This is a genomic window from Cyclobacterium sediminis, assembly GCF_054781075.1.
Genome location: NZ_BAAGVC010000041.1, coordinates 11,999 through 31,355, shown reverse-complemented (window position 1 = coordinate 31,355; position 19,357 = coordinate 11,999). Strand labels below are relative to the sequence as shown.

At 38.7% G+C, this 19,357-nt stretch carries 13 protein-coding genes; 7 read left to right on the top strand and 6 right to left on the bottom strand.

Annotated elements, in window-relative coordinates; translation table 11 throughout:
* Window positions 1-78: 78 nt before the first annotated feature.
* The 3 genes from ACYVHJ_RS19895 to ACYVHJ_RS19885 all read right to left on the bottom strand — a co-directional run bounded on the left by ACYVHJ_RS19895 (window position 79) and on the right by ACYVHJ_RS19885 (window position 5,901).
* Window positions 79-4,077 (bottom strand): AAA domain-containing protein, encoded by a 3,999-nt coding sequence (locus tag ACYVHJ_RS19895; protein WP_460518359.1) that lies wholly within the window; start codon window positions 4,075-4,077, stop codon window positions 79-81.
* Window positions 4,077-4,889 (bottom strand): SDR family oxidoreductase, encoded by an 813-nt coding sequence (locus ACYVHJ_RS19890; protein ID WP_460518355.1) that lies wholly within the window; start codon window positions 4,887-4,889, stop codon window positions 4,077-4,079. Before ACYVHJ_RS19890 ends, ACYVHJ_RS19895 begins: the two co-directional genes overlap by 1 nt.
* Before the next feature lie 514 nt (window positions 4,890-5,403).
* A complete protein-coding gene (locus ACYVHJ_RS19885) occupies window positions 5,404-5,901 on the bottom strand; it encodes a TlpA family protein disulfide reductase (RefSeq protein WP_460518352.1) in 498 nt (165 codons plus the stop codon).
* Between the two features lie 557 nt (window positions 5,902-6,458).
* Here ACYVHJ_RS19885 and rlmD point away from each other — a divergent pair.
* Both rlmD and ACYVHJ_RS19875 read left to right on the top strand, forming a co-directional pair.
* Complete coding sequence (gene rlmD, locus ACYVHJ_RS19880; protein WP_460518349.1) at window positions 6,459-7,871, top strand: 23S rRNA (uracil(1939)-C(5))-methyltransferase RlmD; 1,413 nt, start codon at window positions 6,459-6,461, stop codon at window positions 7,869-7,871.
* Window positions 7,868-8,245, top strand: coding sequence for a hypothetical protein (locus ACYVHJ_RS19875; RefSeq protein WP_303615559.1), 378 nt, complete (start codon window positions 7,868-7,870; stop codon window positions 8,243-8,245). Before rlmD ends, ACYVHJ_RS19875 begins: the two co-directional genes overlap by 4 nt.
* Window positions 8,246-8,277: 32 nt before the next feature.
* On the opposite strand, the gene thiL is transcribed toward ACYVHJ_RS19875, so the two are convergent.
* Window positions 8,278-9,309: a thiamine-phosphate kinase gene (thiL, locus tag ACYVHJ_RS19870; protein ID WP_460518345.1), complete on the bottom strand. Its 1,032-nt coding sequence runs from the start codon at window positions 9,307-9,309 to the stop codon at window positions 8,278-8,280.
* 302 nt (window positions 9,310-9,611) lie between these two features.
* Here thiL and ACYVHJ_RS19865 point away from each other — a divergent pair, with 302 nt between their 5' ends.
* The 5 genes from ACYVHJ_RS19865 to ACYVHJ_RS19845 all read left to right on the top strand — a co-directional run bounded on the left by ACYVHJ_RS19865 (window position 9,612) and on the right by ACYVHJ_RS19845 (window position 16,863).
* Window positions 9,612-9,938 (top strand): HesB/IscA family protein, encoded by a 327-nt coding sequence (locus tag ACYVHJ_RS19865; RefSeq protein ID WP_303615557.1) that lies wholly within the window; start codon window positions 9,612-9,614, stop codon window positions 9,936-9,938.
* Between the two features lie 458 nt (window positions 9,939-10,396).
* The gene (locus ACYVHJ_RS19860) at window positions 10,397-13,465 is read left to right on the top strand and encodes a SusC/RagA family TonB-linked outer membrane protein (protein WP_460518341.1); all 3,069 of its coding nucleotides are present in this window, start codon (window positions 10,397-10,399) and stop codon (window positions 13,463-13,465) included.
* Window positions 13,466-13,476: 11 nt separating this feature from the next.
* A complete protein-coding gene (locus tag ACYVHJ_RS19855) occupies window positions 13,477-14,850 on the top strand; it encodes a RagB/SusD family nutrient uptake outer membrane protein (protein WP_460518338.1) in 1,374 nt (457 codons plus the stop codon).
* A gap of 220 nt (window positions 14,851-15,070) precedes the next feature.
* Entirely contained in the window at window positions 15,071-16,162 is a 1,092-nt protein-coding gene (gene gcvT, locus ACYVHJ_RS19850; protein WP_460518335.1) for a glycine cleavage system aminomethyltransferase GcvT, read from the top strand.
* On the top strand, window positions 16,159-16,863 hold the full coding sequence (locus ACYVHJ_RS19845; protein WP_460518332.1) for a 2-phosphosulfolactate phosphatase: 705 nt from the start codon (window positions 16,159-16,161) through the stop codon (window positions 16,861-16,863). The genes gcvT and ACYVHJ_RS19845 overlap by 4 nt, the downstream gene beginning before the upstream one ends.
* 36 nt (window positions 16,864-16,899) lie before the next feature.
* Here the strand turns inward: ACYVHJ_RS19845 and ACYVHJ_RS19840 are convergent, their stop codons facing one another.
* The gene (locus ACYVHJ_RS19840; protein WP_339902206.1) at window positions 16,900-17,442 is read right to left on the bottom strand and encodes an SRPBCC family protein; all 543 of its coding nucleotides are present in this window, start codon (window positions 17,440-17,442) and stop codon (window positions 16,900-16,902) included.
* Window positions 17,443-17,567: 125 nt separating this feature from the next.
* The gene (locus ACYVHJ_RS19835; protein ID WP_460518329.1) at window positions 17,568-19,343 is read right to left on the bottom strand and encodes an efflux RND transporter periplasmic adaptor subunit; all 1,776 of its coding nucleotides are present in this window, start codon (window positions 19,341-19,343) and stop codon (window positions 17,568-17,570) included.
* Window positions 19,344-19,357 lie beyond the last annotated feature (14 nt).

Here is a 19,357-nt window from a genome sequence, read left to right as displayed (position 1 = left end):
AAATGGTTGTGAGAAGATCATAATTGTAAGCCCCTACACAAGAATACAATGGTCGCTAATAATTGCTAAAAGCTTCTATCACTCTCCGGACTGACTTTTTACTTGGGCCAATTTGGTTTGTAACAAGTCTTCTTTATCTAGCCAATATTGGCGACTAAATAAAAACACGATGTTCCAGTTTCTAGAAGACAACAGTCGAGGGTGATATACAAAGGCCTCTTTGGCCGTTTTTGAGGAGAAGAACCGCTGATCATCAGTAAGAATTGCTGCCACGGCTTTACCATTTTCATTGACCTCCAGATCCATCACTGCGGAATAAGGGTTTTCCACTACCTCATGGCTCCCATAATTACCTATCAACCGGTCCCTAAATGACCAATTTCTGTCATATCCGGGGGCGTCAGGTCTCAAAGCCAAGGTTGCTGTTCCTTGCTGCACTTCATCTACAAAAGCCAAATACTCTTTTAACAACCTGATTCCGGCATTTTTCATATGCCTTTCTTTAAAGTCAGACATCTTTAGACTAGAGATAAGAACATTTCGTTTCCGGGCTCTGGTAATGGCTACATTTAACCTGTTTTCACCTCCCTTTCTGGAGAGAAGGCCAAAATTAGCCGTGAATTTCCCTTCCGGGTTTCTAGCATAACCTACAGAAAAAATCACCTGATCAAACTCATCCCCTTGTACATTTTCAATGTTTTTTACCCGAATGTTTTCATCTTGAGACAACAACTCATCTTCCTCTATCAAACTGGAAATTAGCATCATTTGATGATAATTGAAGGTAATGATACCAATGCTATCTGAAGGGTTGATTGCCCGAGCACTTTGTAACTGAGCCATTACCTCTTCGGCCTCCTGAATATTGGTTTGGTCTTTCCATACTCCTTCCACTTTGATCAATTTCAATCCATGATCACCACTATTCAAAACCTTCCTGTCAGGCAACATGTATAACTTCCCTTTATAGAAATTTCTATTTGAAAAATCTATTAAGGGCAAAGTGGCACTTCTATAATGGGTTTGTAGATGATAGGTGGGAAAATACTGTGCTGCCATCTCCAACAAGGCATCAATTTCCACTTCCATTGTTTCTTCTTCTTCAGCCTGCAACCTTGTTTGATACAGGTCATAGGGTTGAAGCTGTTGCCGGTCCCCTGCAATGACTACTTGCTTCCCTCTCAACATCAACGGCAAGCCCCTTTCAAAATAACACTGACTGGCTTCATCAAAAATTACCAAATCAAAGTATTGTGTCAAAGGAAATAATGCGGATGCTGTCTCAGGAGATGCTAACCAGCATGGAATCAGCCTAAAAATCTCATCTTTATAGTGAGCTATTAATTTCTTCACAGACCAAATTTGTCGCTTTTTCCCTACCTGATGCCCCAGTTCTCTGTAGGATATAAGGTTGTTTAGCCGATTGTATTCCAAATTGGAACAAACCCCTTCCCTTAACCTCATCTCAATAATAAAACGTGCGATTTTTAATTTCTCTTCAACAGAATTTTCAAAATCAGTAATATTTGACTTGACTTGGGGGCCATAGATTTCTTTTAAGACCGGGTATTTGGCCTCTAGGTGGCTGATCCAACTCACTTTCAAACTGGATAAAAAAACTTCTTTCAGGGAATCATAATTGCGATCGGGAAATTCATCAATTAATTTTTCTATCACTTTTTTCTCTTCCTCCGACATGATGTGCCTTAGCTTGTCGAAGCGGCTCAATTCATCTACATCTTTTCCCAGGTTGGACTGAATTTCTTTTAAGCCCTTTTCATCCTCAGCACTTAATAGGTGTTTGATCTGAATTTCAGTAAGGTATTCTCGCCAAGTAGAAAAATGGTCTTCCACCCAATCATTAATTACACTTACCCCTTCCAATAAATGTTGAAAATGATTGAAGGTAAATTGAGGTTTATAAAAATAGGAAGCCAAAACCCCTAACTCACTCATGATAAATCTGGCATTCAACGCTTTGACATGCAAGGCTGACACCTCTTCAAATGCTTCAATGGTAAAAGGTTTTTCGGGAAGTTTTATCCAGGATTTCTGTTTCAATAAGGCGTATTGATGATTTAGATTCATCCTGTTCTCAAGCCTTTGTACCAAAACCCCAAGGTCTTCTTTACTGTTTTTTAACCCATTCTTTTCTAGCAACGATTTGATAACAGTATATTTCTTTTGGTTGAAATTCAAGGATAGTTTACCGTACCATGAATCCAATTGCTTAACAGCATCTACAGCCAAGGCTAAAGTGGCTTCCACTTCTTGATCACTTATCCCCCATTCCACGCCCTCATTCATCAGTAATTTCCTGATCATATCTACCTTATTCTCTAACCATAAGCGATCCAGTGTTCCTGCATCATGCTTCATCAGGGCCTTAAACTTTTCATAGATCTGCGGATCGTCAATGGCAAGGCTTAAGGCATCCACTCTTTCCTTTTGCTGGAAAGATTGGTAGATAAGCCCATATTCAAAGGTATCTGCCAGCATGGAATTCAAATCATTTTTGGCAGTAATCTTCACCAAGGACAGCTCTTCAAAGGTGGCTTTCGCTCCATTGATGGCCTCAGGCCCTTTGTCTGAAAAATCAACCCTATGCAACCAAAATGAAGAAGCTACCTGGAATTTCTTATAGTAGTATTGGTATTGCTCAAAATCATTTAAAAAACCATCCAAATCATCCAGACGGAAATTTCTATACAATTGGGTCATGTCAATCCCTTCACTTCCAAAATCTGAAGTAAGGTATAGCTCTTTGACCGGAGCCCCACAATCACTTGTGTCATACAATGCCTCCTTATAGGCATCAAAGAAATCTGAATACCTTTCAATATTGGTGCACATTTGGCTAAAATTTCTTTCTAGCTGTATCGCATCAATAGAACTATTCAAAGCCTTGTAATTTTCCAGTGAACTGATCTGGTGGTTTATTTTTTTATAGAGCTCCTTGCGGTCTCCTCGGTAGTCATGAACCAATGCAGTGAAATTTGCCATACCTTGTGAGGCGATACGTTGATACACCACATCAAGGGCTGCTCGTTTCTGAGAAACCACCAATACTTTTTTACCTCTGGAGGCAAAATCAGCCATCATATTACAAATGAGCTGAGACTTCCCTGTACCCGGAGGCCCTTGGACCACACAAGAGTTTCCCGACTTAATATAATTAATGACAGCCTCTTGGCTTGCATCAATGGGGAAAGTATTGTACAAATTGTTTTCTGTGGTAGGGTGTGGATTGTCGGTATTATTGGCAAAATAATCAGAAAACAAAGCCTCTAGGTTTTCTTGATCAGCTTGATCAATCAATTGCTCATAATCATCCATCAGAAAAGAGCTTTTTTGAGAAAACTGGCCCAAAATGGCGTATGGTTTTAATTTCAACAATCCGACTTCAAAGGATTCTTCAAAAAACTCCCTGTTATTGTCAGGAAAAAATTCCAATTGATCCTGATATATTTCTCGGCTAAAATTTAATTCGACCTGGTTTTTGAGCAGCTGGTAAAGATCTGCTCTAAATCCCATGGCATCCTTATGAAAATCTTCAAGGGAGGTCTCCAACCACTCTGCATCAAAGGGCTTTCCAACTGCCTGACTGTAGGCCAGTAAAAAGGAAGGGTTTAAAAATGGCAACTCCCCTACACTTTTTCTTAGATACCAGGTTTTGTCATCTAAAATAAGCTCCACCGGAAAGAATACCAAAGGGCAACGCGTGAGTTGGCCATTAAGTAGCTTGCCTTCCACAAAAGGCCAACCTACAAATAAACTTTTTTCGCCTGTTTCTTCAATGGTAAAATTAACTTGTTGTTTCAAGCGTTTTAAGCGTACAGAAAGTTGATTGACATTTTGATCCCTACTGTCAAGCACCTGAATCAAAGGAATATTTCTCTTCCTCCCTAGTAATTCAGTGATATAAAAAAAAGATGCATGGTTATTTAAAAAATGAAAATCCTTCAAATCAATCATTTGACTGGAAATGATTTTGGGAAGGAATATGGAACGGTTGTTAGAAGAGAGATCTACTAACCTATTCAAATAAACCCGAAGTACATCTTTTAGTTTTGACATTATTTAAAGGGTGAGTCTTTTTCTTTGGCCATATGGTTGTAAACTATTTTATCCATTATTCCGGGCATCCATTTGTTCAAAAAAACCGCTAATTTCCCTTGGCGAGTTAACACAAGGTCTCTTTTCTTTTTCCGCAGAGCATTCAGCATGGATTCAGCCACTTCTTCGGCCGTCATCATCTTATCTTCCTCTCTAGGCGATTCACTTTGGCTACTCCCATCCCCCATTAAAGCATTGTTTCTAATATTAGAGGCTGTAAAGCCAGGGCAAACTACCAGAACATGTACGCCTAACTTCATCACTTCCGTCCTCAATGACTCAAAGAAACCATTCATGGCATATTTACTGGCAGTGTAAGCAGTTCTTGCAGGGGTTCCCCTGAAACCATTGATGGAGGAAACGCCAATAATGGCCCCTTTATTTTTGAGAATTTCATCCATACAATACTTTGTAGCATATACGGTGCCCCAAAAATTAATATCCATTACTTGATGAAAAACTTTCAAGTCCAAGTCTTTAAACAATGCTCGCATGCTTATTCCTGCATTGTTGATCAATATATCTATTTTCCCATAATGCCGGATAACCTCATGCGCCATTTTTTCATTATCCTCGGCCTTGGCTGCATCACAAACGCCACCTCCACACTCAACTCCTTCCTTTTGAAGAAGAAGCAATGTTTCATCTAATTTAACTCGGCTTCTACCTGTAATCCAAATTTTAGCCCCGGCTTTACCAAAAATGAGGGCACAAGCTTGCCCTATTCCTGAGGTGGCCCCAGTAACAACAACCACTTTATTCTTTATTTCCATATTTTTTTTAACCAAGATACAATTCCGTCCTAAACAAAAAAGGAGAGATTCCATTTTTTGCCCAAAATAGTTATTTTAGGTTTGAACCAAAAAAGGAGCCCCCTCATATGTAATATTACATTGTTTTCACAGATAATTAAAAAATTGACCCGTCAATTTTAAAGAAATTGTTACAGAAAAAGCTAACTGAATGTGCTGTTGCTATGACTATTGGTATGGCACCAATTTTTAATGCGGATGCTAGTTGTTATCAGAGAATGAAATATTGTGAAGGTGTGATGACAGTTTACAATTGTGATCCTGATTACTACACCAGTGAAAGTTGCAGTGCAGCTTATCCACAATGTAATCTTTGTGATTGTTGATTTAATTAAATGGCGTTCTTGTTAATTAGGACGCCATTTATTCATAAAGGTAATATTTTCATTTCACCTAATGGTATGTTAATCACATAATGGTTTTATCAGGGAAGTCTTTTTTCAAGTTTCAACTATCGGTTTTAAAATTTATCTGCTTAATTCTCTGATAAAAAATCATTTAAATATTTCTCAAAATCTTCAGGAAATGTAGGGTTGTTTCTACTTTTTGCTATATCAATTATTTTGTCGTCTTTAACTGCGAAAATAAAATAATAATAGGGACGAGTTCCAAGGCCTTTTATTTTATTTGATTTTAGAAATTTGCTTTCAGGATCGTAAAATACTGGCCAATAAAACTCTCTCTGTTTTAACCTTTCCTTTATTTTAGTAGAGTCTTTTTTATCAATATAAAATAGAAAGGCTATTTCCGGAAACTTTTCAATTGCCTCAGCCCATTTAATAAGGTGTGTAGAGGAACCATTTGAGTAAGAAACGATTTTATATTTATAATCATACCACTCTTGATCAAATTTAATTGAATCATTTAGGGAAAAGATTTTTAAATCTTTTGGGTAAGTGATTTTATCCGCATTATTTGAACAAGAAGTACTTAAGATCGCTGTTGCTATTATTGTCCATATAATATTTTTCATGAAATTTTTATTTCGGGTATCGTTATTTTTAAAGTCTTTATATTTTGATTTTAAGTAGGTTTACTTTAATAATGTTGATAAACAACACAAAAAAAGATACTAATGGATTGAATTTTACTAGAAATAGTTTGAAAATTGCTCCTAATTATCTCTTTAAAGGCTTAACTACTAAAATATAAGTTAAATAAATAATTTGATAATTCAAACAAACTTTTCCTATAGCGCACTCAAAAAAGATTGAACCTCTTATGTGTGATATTGCATTTTTTTTTACAAATTATTAAAAAATCGACGGGTCAATTTTCAAGAAATTGGTACAGGAAAAGCAAACTGATAAGGGCAGCAAGTGATTTGACAGCTGGGCACATCGGTAAGGGATATTTTCATTGGGCATGGATCTGCTACTTGAAACCTCAACCATCTTGATTACTAAGCCCCTTCCAAATACAGATAAATCAAAAATTATTTAGAACCGCATTAACCAAGACCTATAAAATTTTGAAACCAAGAAGGACAATATTCAACCCTTTGACCGAAAATGATTAATTTTGCGAGCTATGTCAAGAAAAATGAAGAATAAGGTCCTCGAGCAGTTGAAAATCGAAAGAATTGCTGCTGAGGGAAAATGTGTAGGACACCATGAAGGCAAGGTGGTCTTTGTAGCTAATGTTGCCCCGGGTGATGTGGTAGATGTTAGGGTTACCAAAGGACGCAGTAGCTTCCTGGAAGCTGAGGCAATAAAAATTCATGAATACTCTTCTGATAGGGTCAGTCCTTTTTGCAGCCATTTCGGTGTTTGTGGGGGCTGTAAGTGGCAGCACATCTCCTATGAACTGCAGATGACATATAAAAGACAACAGGTCATCGATCAATTTGAGCGAATTGCAAAGGTCCCTTTACCTCAGGTAATGCCTATAATTGGCTCTGCTAAAACCCAATATTATAGAAATAAATTAGATTTTACTTTTTCTAACAATCGATGGCTTACCCGTGAAGAAATCGATTCGGGAGAAACCTTTGAAAGGAATGCTTTGGGTTTTCACGTTCCTAAAAGGTTTGACAAGATAATTGATATTGATCACTGTTACCTGCAAGGCAATATCTCCAACGATGTCAGAAATGAATTGGGTGCCTTTGCCTTAAAAGAAGGCTTAGGGTATTATGACATTATCAATCAAACAGGTTTACTGCGCAACTTGATTATCAGAACCACCCTGGACGGGCAGTCGATGGTTATTGTTCAATTTGGGGCAGATGACCAAGAAGGTATTGATAAAACAATGGAGTTCTTACACCAACGTTTTCCTGAAATCACTGCCTTGATGTACATCATCAACCTTAAGAAAAATGAAACTTTTCAAGATTTGGAAGTCCATACTTATGCCGGTAAGGACTATATTGAAGAGACCATGGAAGGCTTAAAGTTTAAAATTGGCCCTAAATCTTTTTACCAAACCAATTCATCTCAGGCATACGAGCTATATAAAGTCGCAAGGGAATTTGCCGATCTAAGTGGCAATGAGGTCGTGTATGATTTGTATACAGGCACAGGAACCATTGCAAATTTCGTGGCAAAGGATGCAAAACAAGTAATTGGCATTGAATATGTGGAACCAGCCATTGTCGATGCAAAGGAAAATGCAATCCGTAATAATATCGACAACACCTTGTTTTACGCCGGAGACATGAAAGATGTATTGGATGACACCTTTGTCTCCAACCACCAAAAAGCAGATGTCATTATTACAGACCCTCCCAGAGCAGGCATGCATGAGGATGTAGTAAACATGCTTTTAAAACTTGAAGCCGAAAAAATAGTATATGTGAGTTGTAACCCGGCTACTCAGGCAAGAGATGTTGCCTTACTGGCTGAAAAATATGATGTGATAAAAATTCAGCCTGTAGACATGTTTCCCCAAACTTACCATGTTGAAAATGTAGTTTTACTTAAAATAAAAGAGCAAGAATGATCAGCAATGAAAATGACCCGGAATTGAATGGAAAATACTTGGGCACTATCAGCAGTGATTTTGTAAAAATAAGTGAAACACTTAAAGAAGCTGCCTACCAAGTAAGAAAAAGGAAATTCTCAGAATATCCAATTTTCCCTATTAGCAAAGATGAACAGCCCATAGGACAATTGTTTCTCAGTAACAAAGAAAAACCATTGGATTGGAATTATTATATCACCTATTTGGATGAATTTGTTCAGCGAAAATTGATAAAAGAAGACGGAATAGAACAGTTTAAGGCGGCTTATAAAGACCCGGATGAATTCTGTTGTCTTTTTGTAGTGGATGCTGAATTCACAAAGTTTTTATACATTCCTTATCCCGAAGAATAAGGAATGTATAAAAAACCAACTCAAGGCAGGGATTAAAAATGTACCCAGCCTTGGGCTTTTAATTCAACGGCTGTATCACTTTTGGTGATAAGGTATTTTCCATTGTCTTTTTCAGTAACATGCCCAATAAAATGGATATCAGGATGTTTCTCCAGCTTCTTAAAATCATCTTGATTAATAGTGAAGAGTAACTCATAATCTTCACCTCCATTTAACACACAGGTAATGGGGTCTAAGTTTAGCTCCACAGCTGTATCAAATGTTTGCTTGTCTATGGGCAGTTTGTCTTCATAAATGGCTACCCCTACATCGGATGCCTTACAGATATGAAATAATTCTGAAGCCAATCCATCAGAAACATCGATCATACTAGTAGGTACCAAGCCCATCTCTTTAAATTCATGAATAATATCCATTCTGGCATCCGGTTTCAATTGCCTTCCGGTGATGTAAGGATATTTTTCCAAATCCGGTTGCATGTTTGGATTGGATAAAAACACTTGTTTTTCACGTTCCAGTATCTGAAGCCCAATAAATGCCGCACCCAAGTCACCTGTAGCACAAATGATATCATTGACTTTAGCTCCTGACCTGTAGCTGATGGCAGACTTCTTTACTTCTCCAATGGCTGTAATACTGATGACCAAACCGGCTCTGGAGGAGGTGGTATCTCCGCCTACTATATCCACATTGTAATGCGTTGCAGCTAATTTAATTCCCTCATAAAGTTCTTTTACAGCTTCTACCGAAAATCGGCTGGAAAGCCCAATGCCAACAGTCACTTGTGTAGGAATCGCATTCATGGCAGCTACATCACTTACATTTACGGCCACAGCCTTAAATCCAAGATGCTTTAATGGAGTGAATGATAGGTCAAAATGAACTCCCTCTAAAAGTAAATCAGTTGTCACCACACGAAGGTCATCCCCTTGGCCAATCACTGCAGCATCATCTCCTATTCCTTTTACAGAACTGGAATGGTTGGTTTTGATATCCTCACTTATCATATCAATAAGCCCAAACTCTCCAAGATTTGAAATTTCAGTCCTTTTTTCCTTATCCATAGTATATATTATCTGCTAATTTCCCATTAATCCACGGGCAATCCATTTCAAATACAAAAGTACAACATATTTGTGAGTTGGCCATTTCGTGAATAGGCATTCTTATCGGCTAAAATTCAAACCCACTTTCCATAAAACCAATTATTTCCAATCATCGGAAAACCCTTATGAACAGGAAAAAGCGTCTATTTCCATTTGATTTGTTAACTTTGCTTAATAATTCGGTAGGAAAAATGGAATTTATTTCTAACATTACCGGTTAATTGTCGTTAAATGATTAGGGTAATTAAATTTGAATAGATATGATCATCGTTTCAGAAAAGGCCAAGGATCGTATCCTTGAACTTAGACAAGAAGAGAACAGAAATGAAGAGGAAAACATAAGGGTATCCGTCAAAGGCGGTGGTTGTTCAGGCTTAATGTACGACCTAGGCTTTGACAACAAAACCACTGATTCCGACCAGATTTTTGAAGACAAGGGTGTTAAAATAATCGTAGATAGAAAAAGCTTACTTTATTTGGCCGGCACCACCTTAGAATTTACTGATGGATTGAACGGCAAAGGATTTCAGTTTGTGAATCCAAATGCTTCAAGAACCTGTGGCTGTGGAGAAAGTTTTTCCATTTAAAAAATAATACATTTCGAATACCCGAAATAAGGTAAATCAAGCCTTATTCCGGGTATTTTTTTTTTTACCTTTTCAATTGCTTTTTTCATAAGTCCACAATAGCAGAGTACCCCTTACTCTGTACCCTATTTATTTTATTATTCTTAAATTTTAATTTGGAGATAAGATGGTTCTGCTCTGGTAAAAATTTCGTAAGAAAGCAATCCTAAAGCGCTGCAACTGCATAGTTTATATCTGCTTCATCTGACAAAAAACAACACGATAATTCACTATTTTCAAATAAGAAATATTAAAAGAAAGTTAAATATAATTTTATCAAGATTGCACCAATGGTTATTTTTTTATTACTTTAGTCTCAGTTTAGCAATAAATTTAATCCCCGGAAATAAACAAAAGTCCTAAAACTATTAGGAATTTTTATCACCACATTGCGATTTTAATTATCCACCAGCTTATCTATGAAAAGCAATATATTTATTGTGTTGGCTTTGGCATATGTATTACCAACATTCAGTTTAGCCCAAAACATCACAATCTTCGGAAAGGTAACTTCAGAGGAAGATGGAACTAGAATGCCCGGAGTACTTATTAGTGCCCTGGAGACAGGAAACTCAACTTCTACAAACGATTTAGGGGAATACCGAATTACCTTAAAAAAGGAAGCCATTGTTACTTTTTCCTCGATGGGATTTGTTCCTCAGGAAGTCTTAGTAAAAAAAAGCATGGAATTGAACATAAGCCTAGTGCCCAACCTCAATTCGCTAGACGAAATTGTCGTCGTTGGATATGGAAGCATTCATAAATCTTCCCTTACTTCAAATATTTCCAGAATTGAAGGCCAAGATATAGCAAACATCCCCGTGCCAAATTTTCAAGAAACTTTGCAAGGAAGACTTCCCGGAGTATTTGTAGCCGATGCCAGCGGAAAACTAGGTGATGGGGTAAAAGTAAGAATTAGGGGTACAAGCTCTATCTCTGCCGGAAATGACCCATTATACATCATTGATGGAATACCTGTTACTTCTTCAGGAAGCATTGATAACAGCAACCCCATGGCCATGCTCAATATGAGAGATATCGCCTCTATCAATGTATTAAAAGACGCAGCTGCTGCATCAATTTATGGCGCCAGAGGTTCGAATGGTGTGGTGGTGATCACCACCAACAAAGGATTTTCAGGTAAAACCAAGTTTAATGTAGGCATTCAGAGAGGTTATAGTAGCCCAACCCGTAAAAAGAAATTCTTAAATGCCAGTCAATATGTAGCGCTTTTCAGAGAAGCGGGGTACAACAATGACTTGGCTGCCAATATAGACCCGATCAATAGGCCTGAGGAATATCCGGATTCTCAACTTCAGTTTGTTGACAATCTCTTGGACCAATATGCGGGGCATTCAGATTGGAGAACCGGGAATGTAAATACCAACTGGCAAGACCAGGCATTTAATTCGGATGCGGGAGTGACAAATGTCAATTTCTCAGCTTCAGGAGGAGATGACAGAACTAAGTTTTATTTTTCAAGTGCCTACGATAAGCAAGAAGGAATCTTGATTCGGAATAGCTTGGAAAGAATTTCAGGAAGGTTAAACCTAGACCACCGGCTTAGTGATAATTTTTCTTTCGGTGCTAATTTCAGCCTTTCAAGCACCTCCACCAATACCTTGCCCGGCGACAATCTATTCAATAATCCCATGCAACTGGTGGCTTTGGCACCCATTTCCCCTTTGCGAGATTTGGATGGAAACTTATATGATCGCCCTACTACAATTTATTATAACAATTTAATCGACTCTGAAAATTCCAGCTGGACCACCAGAAGTTTAAGAAACCTCAATAATGTGTATGGGGAGGTGAAGATCAATAAGGAACTTAGCTTTAGGTCTGAGTTTGGATTGGACAATATCACACAAAACGATGACAGGTATTTTGGCTCACTCACAGCCACCGGACAAAGTTCCAATGGTTATGGTTCCTCCCGTTGGTTAAAAATCACCAACTATACGACCAACAATTATTTTACATACAAACCTATTATTCAGGGGAATCATGATTTAGAGGCTACTTTGGGGATGTCCTACCAAAACAGTGAAACCCGATTTACGAGTGTAGATGGAAGGGAATTTCCTTTGGACGGGCTGAAGACAATAAATTCAGCCGCTGAGATTGTAGATGGCACATCCACTCTTACTAGCTCATCCTTTCTCTCCTATTTTGCTCGGGTAAATTATTCACTGGAAGACAAATACCTGCTTGGGATTAGCACCCGATATGATGGCTCCTCTAGATTTGGAAACAGCAAAAAATATGGTTTTTTCCCGGCAGGATCTTTGGGATGGGTTATAAGTGAAGAACCCCTACTGAAAGACAATGCCTACTTAAGCTTTTTTAAGCTCCGCGCTTCCTATGGACTCACAGGAAATGCATTGATCGGTGATTTCGACCACCTAGGATTGTATGAACCACTCCCCTATAACCTAAGTCCCGGCTTGTCCCCCACCCAAATAGCCAATCCAAACTTAACTTGGGAGACCACCAAGCAATTTGATATAGGTTTAGAATTTGGTCTATTTGATGACCGCATTTCAGGAGAAATTGATTTTTATGATAAAACTACAAAAGACTTATTGTTGCTGGTACCTGTTCCTGCCACCACAGGTTTTGTGTCCCAGAGGCAAAATATAGGTGAAATGCAGAATTACGGTTTTGAGATTTTACTCAACTCGATTAATTATGCCAACAAAAATCTAATTTGGCGTTCATCTTTTAACTTTTCCAGAAACATCAACCGAGTTCGATCGCTTTCCAAAGACCAAACTTCTATCCCACCTCCTTACTCTAGTTACCTAAACGGGATCTTTATCGGTCAACCCATGGCCGTTTTTTACGGTCCTAAATATGCCGGCGTTGATCCGGACAATGGAGATGCCTTGTACTATGCGAATGAAGATCTTTCAGAAACCACCAATGATTATAATTCTGCTGCTAAGTTATTTCTCGGAAGTCCAAACCCCGATTTCATTAGCGGATTAACCAATGAAATCTCCTACAAAAACATTGATCTGCTTTTCCTACTCCAGGGAGTATATGGCAATAAAATTTACCAAGCGGCAGGTGGGTATTATTCCAACAATGGATATTGGTTTGACAACAATACGGTGGACCAAATGGAAAGATGGCAAAGCCCTGGAGACATCACTGATGTTCCTCAAGCCAGGATCGGTCAGTGTAATGGATGTTCTGCTTCAAGTAGGTATATTTCTGACGGCAGTTATCTTCGTCTTAAAACCATCTCTCTGGCTTATAATTTCCCTGAAAAATGGAACAGTAAATTAAAAATACAGCATGCGAAAATTTATATAATTGCGCAAAATCTATTGACCTTCACCAAATACAATGGATGGGACCCTGAAGTAGGCACCGAAGCCTTGTCCAATAGTTTTGCCAATGCAAATTTATTTCAGGGAGTTGATCTCTACTCAGCGCCCCAGGCCAAAACCTTTTCCATAGGATTAGATTTAGGGTTTTAAACAATTTAACTATGCCTTTAAAAGTTTCTCATTTACCATTTGTTTTTTTATTCAGCTTCTTTACCCTATCCTGTGATTCCAATCTGGACATTAAACCATCACAAGAAATAGATGAGGGCACAGCACTTGACAATGATGGCAATATCAAAAGCGTCTTAATAGGTGCTTATGCAAACCTGAGAAAGTCTGAACTTTGGGGAGGACGGTTGCTATTATACAGTGAAATGCTGGGCGCAAATAATGAGATTAGATGGACGGGCACATTCAGTCAACCTAGGGAAATGTTGAACAAAAGCATTTTAACCAACAATACTTTTGTAACGGACACTTGGACTGTAGCTTATAGCACCATCAATATCACCAATAATATTTTAGATGCTATATCTAAGGTAAATGAAGCGGACCAAGATAAGGTGAAAGGTGAAGCACTTTTCATACGGGCTATTGTCTACTATGAGCTGGTAAAACTGTTTTGTCAGCCTTATATAGCCGGTAATACCGAAGTAAATCCGGGTGTACCTTTAATTTTAACGCCTTCGAGAGGAGGAAAAAACAATGGTATCGTAGAGAGGTACCCTATTGAAGAAATATATAAGCAAATAATTGAGGACCTCAGCATAGCAGAACAAATTTTACCGGACACCAATGGGGTATATGCATCTAGCTTTGCTGCATCCGCCATACTTTCCAGGGTTTTTTTACAAATGGGGGATTATGCTTCAGCAAGGGACGCGGCCAACCGCAGCATAAACGTTGCCCTTTCCATTGGTAAAAGCCTCATGACTAATTATGCCGATGCGTTCAATAATGAATCTGATAGTCAAGAGGATATTTTCACCATTCAAGTAAACAGTCAAGATTCAGAGAATGCCATGCAGCTTTTTTACTCTACTCCTGAATATGGAGGTAGAGATGGAGATGTAAGCATTTTAAACGCTCATTTGGAATTATACGAAACCGGAGACGATCGCCTCCTTCTTTTTCAGGAACGAGCAGGAGCATTGCGTACTAACAAATGGAGAGACCCCAATAGGAATGTTAAAATAATAAGGTTGGCAGAACTCTACTTGACACGTGCCGAAGCCAATTTCCGTGAAGGGACAAGTTTGGGGGCCACACCTCTCGAAGATCTAAATAGGATTAGGAGAAGGGTTTCTTTGCCTGAGAAAAGCAGTGTCAACCTAGAAAATATTTTAATGGAAAGAAAATTAGAGTTGGCACATGAAGGTCATATTTTGCATGACATCAAAAGGACGAAGGGGTTTGTAACAGACAATAATGACCCTGCGCTAAAGTACACTTTTGATGACCCAAAATTGGTTTTTCCAATTCCCGAACGAGAAATACTAGCCAATAGTAAATTGATCCAAAATCCGGGATATTAAAACAAGCACCGGCTACCGACTAATTTTAGGGATTCAACTTTTAGGTCCCTTCCCCCATGCCGGACGATTCATCAATTGGCTTTATTAAACCTTTTTATAATTATTGTCACCTATTAATAGATGTAAAATGTACTCGAATAGGCAGTCTTTTTCGAATACATTTTCAATAAAATTAATCACAATTCTTACCTTTAGGCTTTCGAAATTAAGTCAACAATCAATGGAGGAAGTTAAGAAAGTAACCTTAGACGAAACACATCATTCATTAGGTGCAAAAATGATCCCTTTCGCAGGGTATAACATGCCGGTTAGGTATAGCTCCGATATGGAGGAACACAAGACTGTACGAGAAAATGTAGGCGTATTTGATGTTTCCCATATGGGTGAGTTTATTGTTGAAGGTCCACAAGCCCTTGATTTGATTCAAAAGGTTTCCTCTAATGATGCCTCCAAACTTAAAATAGGACAGGCCCAATACACTTGTTTTCCAAACGCCCAAGGGGGAGTTGTTGATGACTTTTTAGTTTATAAACTTGAAGAGGAGCGTTATATGTTAGTGGTTAATGCATCCAATATTGCCAAGGATTGGGAATGGATTCAGAAACACAACACCGAAAATGCAAAGTTGGAAAACATTTCCGACCAAACCTCTTTATTTGCTATTCAAGGTCCAAAGAGCATAGAAGCCCTCCAATCCCTAACTTCTGTTTCCTTAAAGGACATACCCTTTTACCATTTCGAAATTGGTACCTTTGCCGGTATAGAAAACGTAATAATTTCTGCTACCGGCTATACCGGAGAACAAGGCTTTGAACTGTATGTTAAAAATGAAGATGCCCAAAAAGTATGGGATGAGATTTTTAAAGCCGGCGATCCGTTAGGAATTAAACCTATAGGACTAGGGGCAAGAGACACCTTACGACTAGAAATGGGATATTGTTTGTATGGACATGAACTCAATGACAGGACTTCGCCTTTGGAAGCAGGCTTAGGCTGGATAACAAAATTCACCAAAGAGTTTATCAACCATGAAAATTTAAAAAAACAAAAAGAAGAAGGTCTTCAGAAAAAGTTGATCGGCTTTAAACTTCTAGAAAGGGGAATTCCAAGGGCTGATTACCCCATATTAAATACAGAAGGACAAGAAATTGGCATTGTAACTTCAGGCAGCCAATCTCCTAGTCTGGGAATAGGTATAGGACTAGGTTATGTAAACATTGCTTATGCCAAAGCGGGAACTGAAATTAAAATCCAGATAAGGAAAAAAAGCCTAGCTGCCAAAGTAGAAAAACTACCCCTTCTAAAAAAATGAAAACCATAGAAACCTGTGTTAGTCCCGACCTGTTGGACTTACATGAATTGACCAATAAAACTGTAATTGTTGTTGATATTTTCAGGGCAAGCTCTACCATGGTAACCGCACTTTCTAATGGCGTGAAAACCATTGTTCCAGTCCGAGACCTAAACCAATGCATGGCCTATAAAGAACAAGGCTGGCTGATCGCCGGGGAACGGAATGGAAAACAAGCGGATGGTTTTGATTTAGGAAATAGCCCTTTGGCATATTTGAACCAACAATTTGCCGAAAAAAATGTAGCCATGACCACCACAAATGGTACTCGGGCCATTTCCTTAGCCAAAGAACACGCTGCCGAAGTTCTTATCGGTTCATTTTTAAATCTAAAGGCTACTGCAAACTATTTGCAAAACTCATCCAATGATGTCTTGGTGCTTTGTGCCGGATGGAAAGGGAAATTTAATATAGAAGATTCTCTATATGCTGGTGCATTATCTCTGGTTTTGGACTGGAAGCATAATTGCGACGCCACCTTAGCCATGGAATCGCTTTATAGACAAGTTGGTGCAAACCTCTATGAATTTCTCCAACAGGCATCCCATGCCAAACGCCTTCAAAATCACGATTTAGAAAAAGACATTAACTTTTGCCTCCATACAGACCAATACAATGCGGTGGTGTATCTCTCTGAAGAAGGTCTAAAGTTAAAGGCTTAAACATCCTTCATAATGGATCATTCATTCTTATATGGCTTAGCTATTTTCCAAAATGGATTTTAGTTTATGTAGCCCTTCAGAAAAATCTTCCCCAACCATTTCTTCCATATCCATCATTAAGAGCATTGTGTTCATAGGGTAATCCATCCTACCTTCAAATCCCCAGATGACCTTGGTATGGTTGTCATCGATTTCCTCAAACGCCATATAAGCTCTGTCCTCAGCCTCAAAAGGTTCTTTGAATCTGAGCGCATAATCAATTCTTTCCCCCTTTTTAATGGATATAATCTCTTGCTCCCCTACCCCAACATTTGGGTCACTGCTATCCCAGGCAGACACAAATCCGACTTCACCATCCACACCAATGAAACTCTTTTTCATGGTAGGATCCTTAGATGCCCAGCTAGAAAAATTCTCTTGGTTTTTGAGCAACCTAACATATTCATAAACCTCATCCTTTGGCCGGTCTATGGTCACTTCCCGGACCACCGAGTAATCCTGATCAACAAATATCCCAACCATTAATGGAATGGAAATCAGTATTAACACTACGACAAGAACTATTTTTACAACCTTCATAATTGGGTTTATTTGTTAGGTGACAGAATAAATAGCTGATATTTGAGATTCACTGACTTAATTTAATAATTAACAGGAAATTACCAAAATATATCAACAACTAGAATCCTTTGCAAGCCTCCCTGTTACCTTATCCTTTTTATTACTTCCCCACAAGTCAACATGGCTTTTCCAAAATAAGGATTCAAAACCTCATCACTCTTACTCAACCAGCTTGCTCCGTTATTGGCATCAGCCATGGGGCATCGCTGCACATACAAGCTATGAGTGTAGCCTTTAGAGATTTCGGTAATGCTTATCATTTTATCGGAAATTGAAAGAAAATTTTTACGGATATCAGCCAAAGAACTTTGAGAATTAACCTTTTCAAGCAGTCCCGACAAAACCGCATGGTATTTGGACCAATCCATATGAGCCTTCTCCTCAAAAGAGGTCTGGTCCAACTTTGATAAACTTTTAAGCATGTCTGCTGCTGTTGACTTGGCTTTTAATAAATCATCAGTAACCAATGCATTTTTCAAATCAAAATAATATTCAAAGAGCTGAGCCAAATCCGTTTTGGAAGTTTTGGAAAGTGGGATTTTATTCGAAACTTCTTTTCCTTTGGCTTTACTTATTTCCCCGTGATTATGACCGGAAGAAGCTACGCCATCCTCCGAACTCATCATGCTCGGCTTACCTGCTAGCTGGGCAGCCGCATCAACACTAAATGCACCATTGACTACAATTTCTTCACCTGACTCAAGGCCTGAAGTGATAATGTATGCAGCTCCCAATGCTGATCCAAGGGTAACCTCCCGCAGTTGAAATTTCAATCCTTCTGTGGTGCTTTTTTTCACATAAACTATAGACCTGGTTCCTGTCCACATCACTGCTGTCTTGGGCACCACTATGGCAGCATCATCTCCTGATACGGTACTGTTAACCACTCCAGAAACAAACATCTCCGGTTTAAATTTTAAATCAGGATTGTCCACACTTATTCGGGCATGGGCAACTCTGGTGACAGGATCTATAATTGGGTCCAGGTAATCAATTTCTCCTTTAAAGGTTTTACCGGGAATGGCTTGCAAGGTATAAGCAACTTTATCACCCGTTTTTACCCAAGGAATTTCAGCTTCATAAACATCAAACAACACCCAAACCCTTGACAAATTTGACACCTCATAAATGGCTTGGCCCATATCCAAATGATCTCCCAGGTTGGCAAATTTTTGAGAGACATAACCCGACACATTGGCTTTGATGGGGAAATTCTTTATTACCTTCTCTGTTGTCAAAATTTTTTGAATCTGTTCATCAGTTACCTTCCAATTTTTAAGTTTTGCCACAGCGGCCTTAAAAAGAGCCGGCTGTTCATCCTTTATTTTATAGGCCTGAAGAAGCTCTTCCTGGCTGGTCACCAACTCAGGAGAATACACCAAAGCTATAGTTTGTCCTTTGGCTATATATTCTCCGGTAAAATTCACCATCAACTGCTCAATTCTGCCCGGTATATGGCTTGCTTGGGTAAATAATAACCGCTCGTCCACTTGAATCTTACCCGGCAACCTCAGCGTTTTAATTCCTTTTTCTTTGCCTACAACCATTGTTTGTACATCTGCAAGCTGGATTGCCGTGGCTGTCATGCTAATTGACATCGGGTCAACTTCGGCAATATCACTCTCCAAAGGAATAAGATCCATACCACATATAGGACAATCACCTGGTTCACTTTGGCGGATCTGTGGGTGCATAGAACAGGTGTAAATCGAGGAAACCCCGGCAGTTTCCTCTTGATGTATATGCTCTGATGGTGGCTCAGAAATGGTTTTAGTTGGTTTAATTAACCAGCCTAGCAAAATCCCTACCACAAGTGAAATGACAATAAGGAAGGATTTATTTTTTATTAGCTGTTTCATAGTTTCACGGTTAA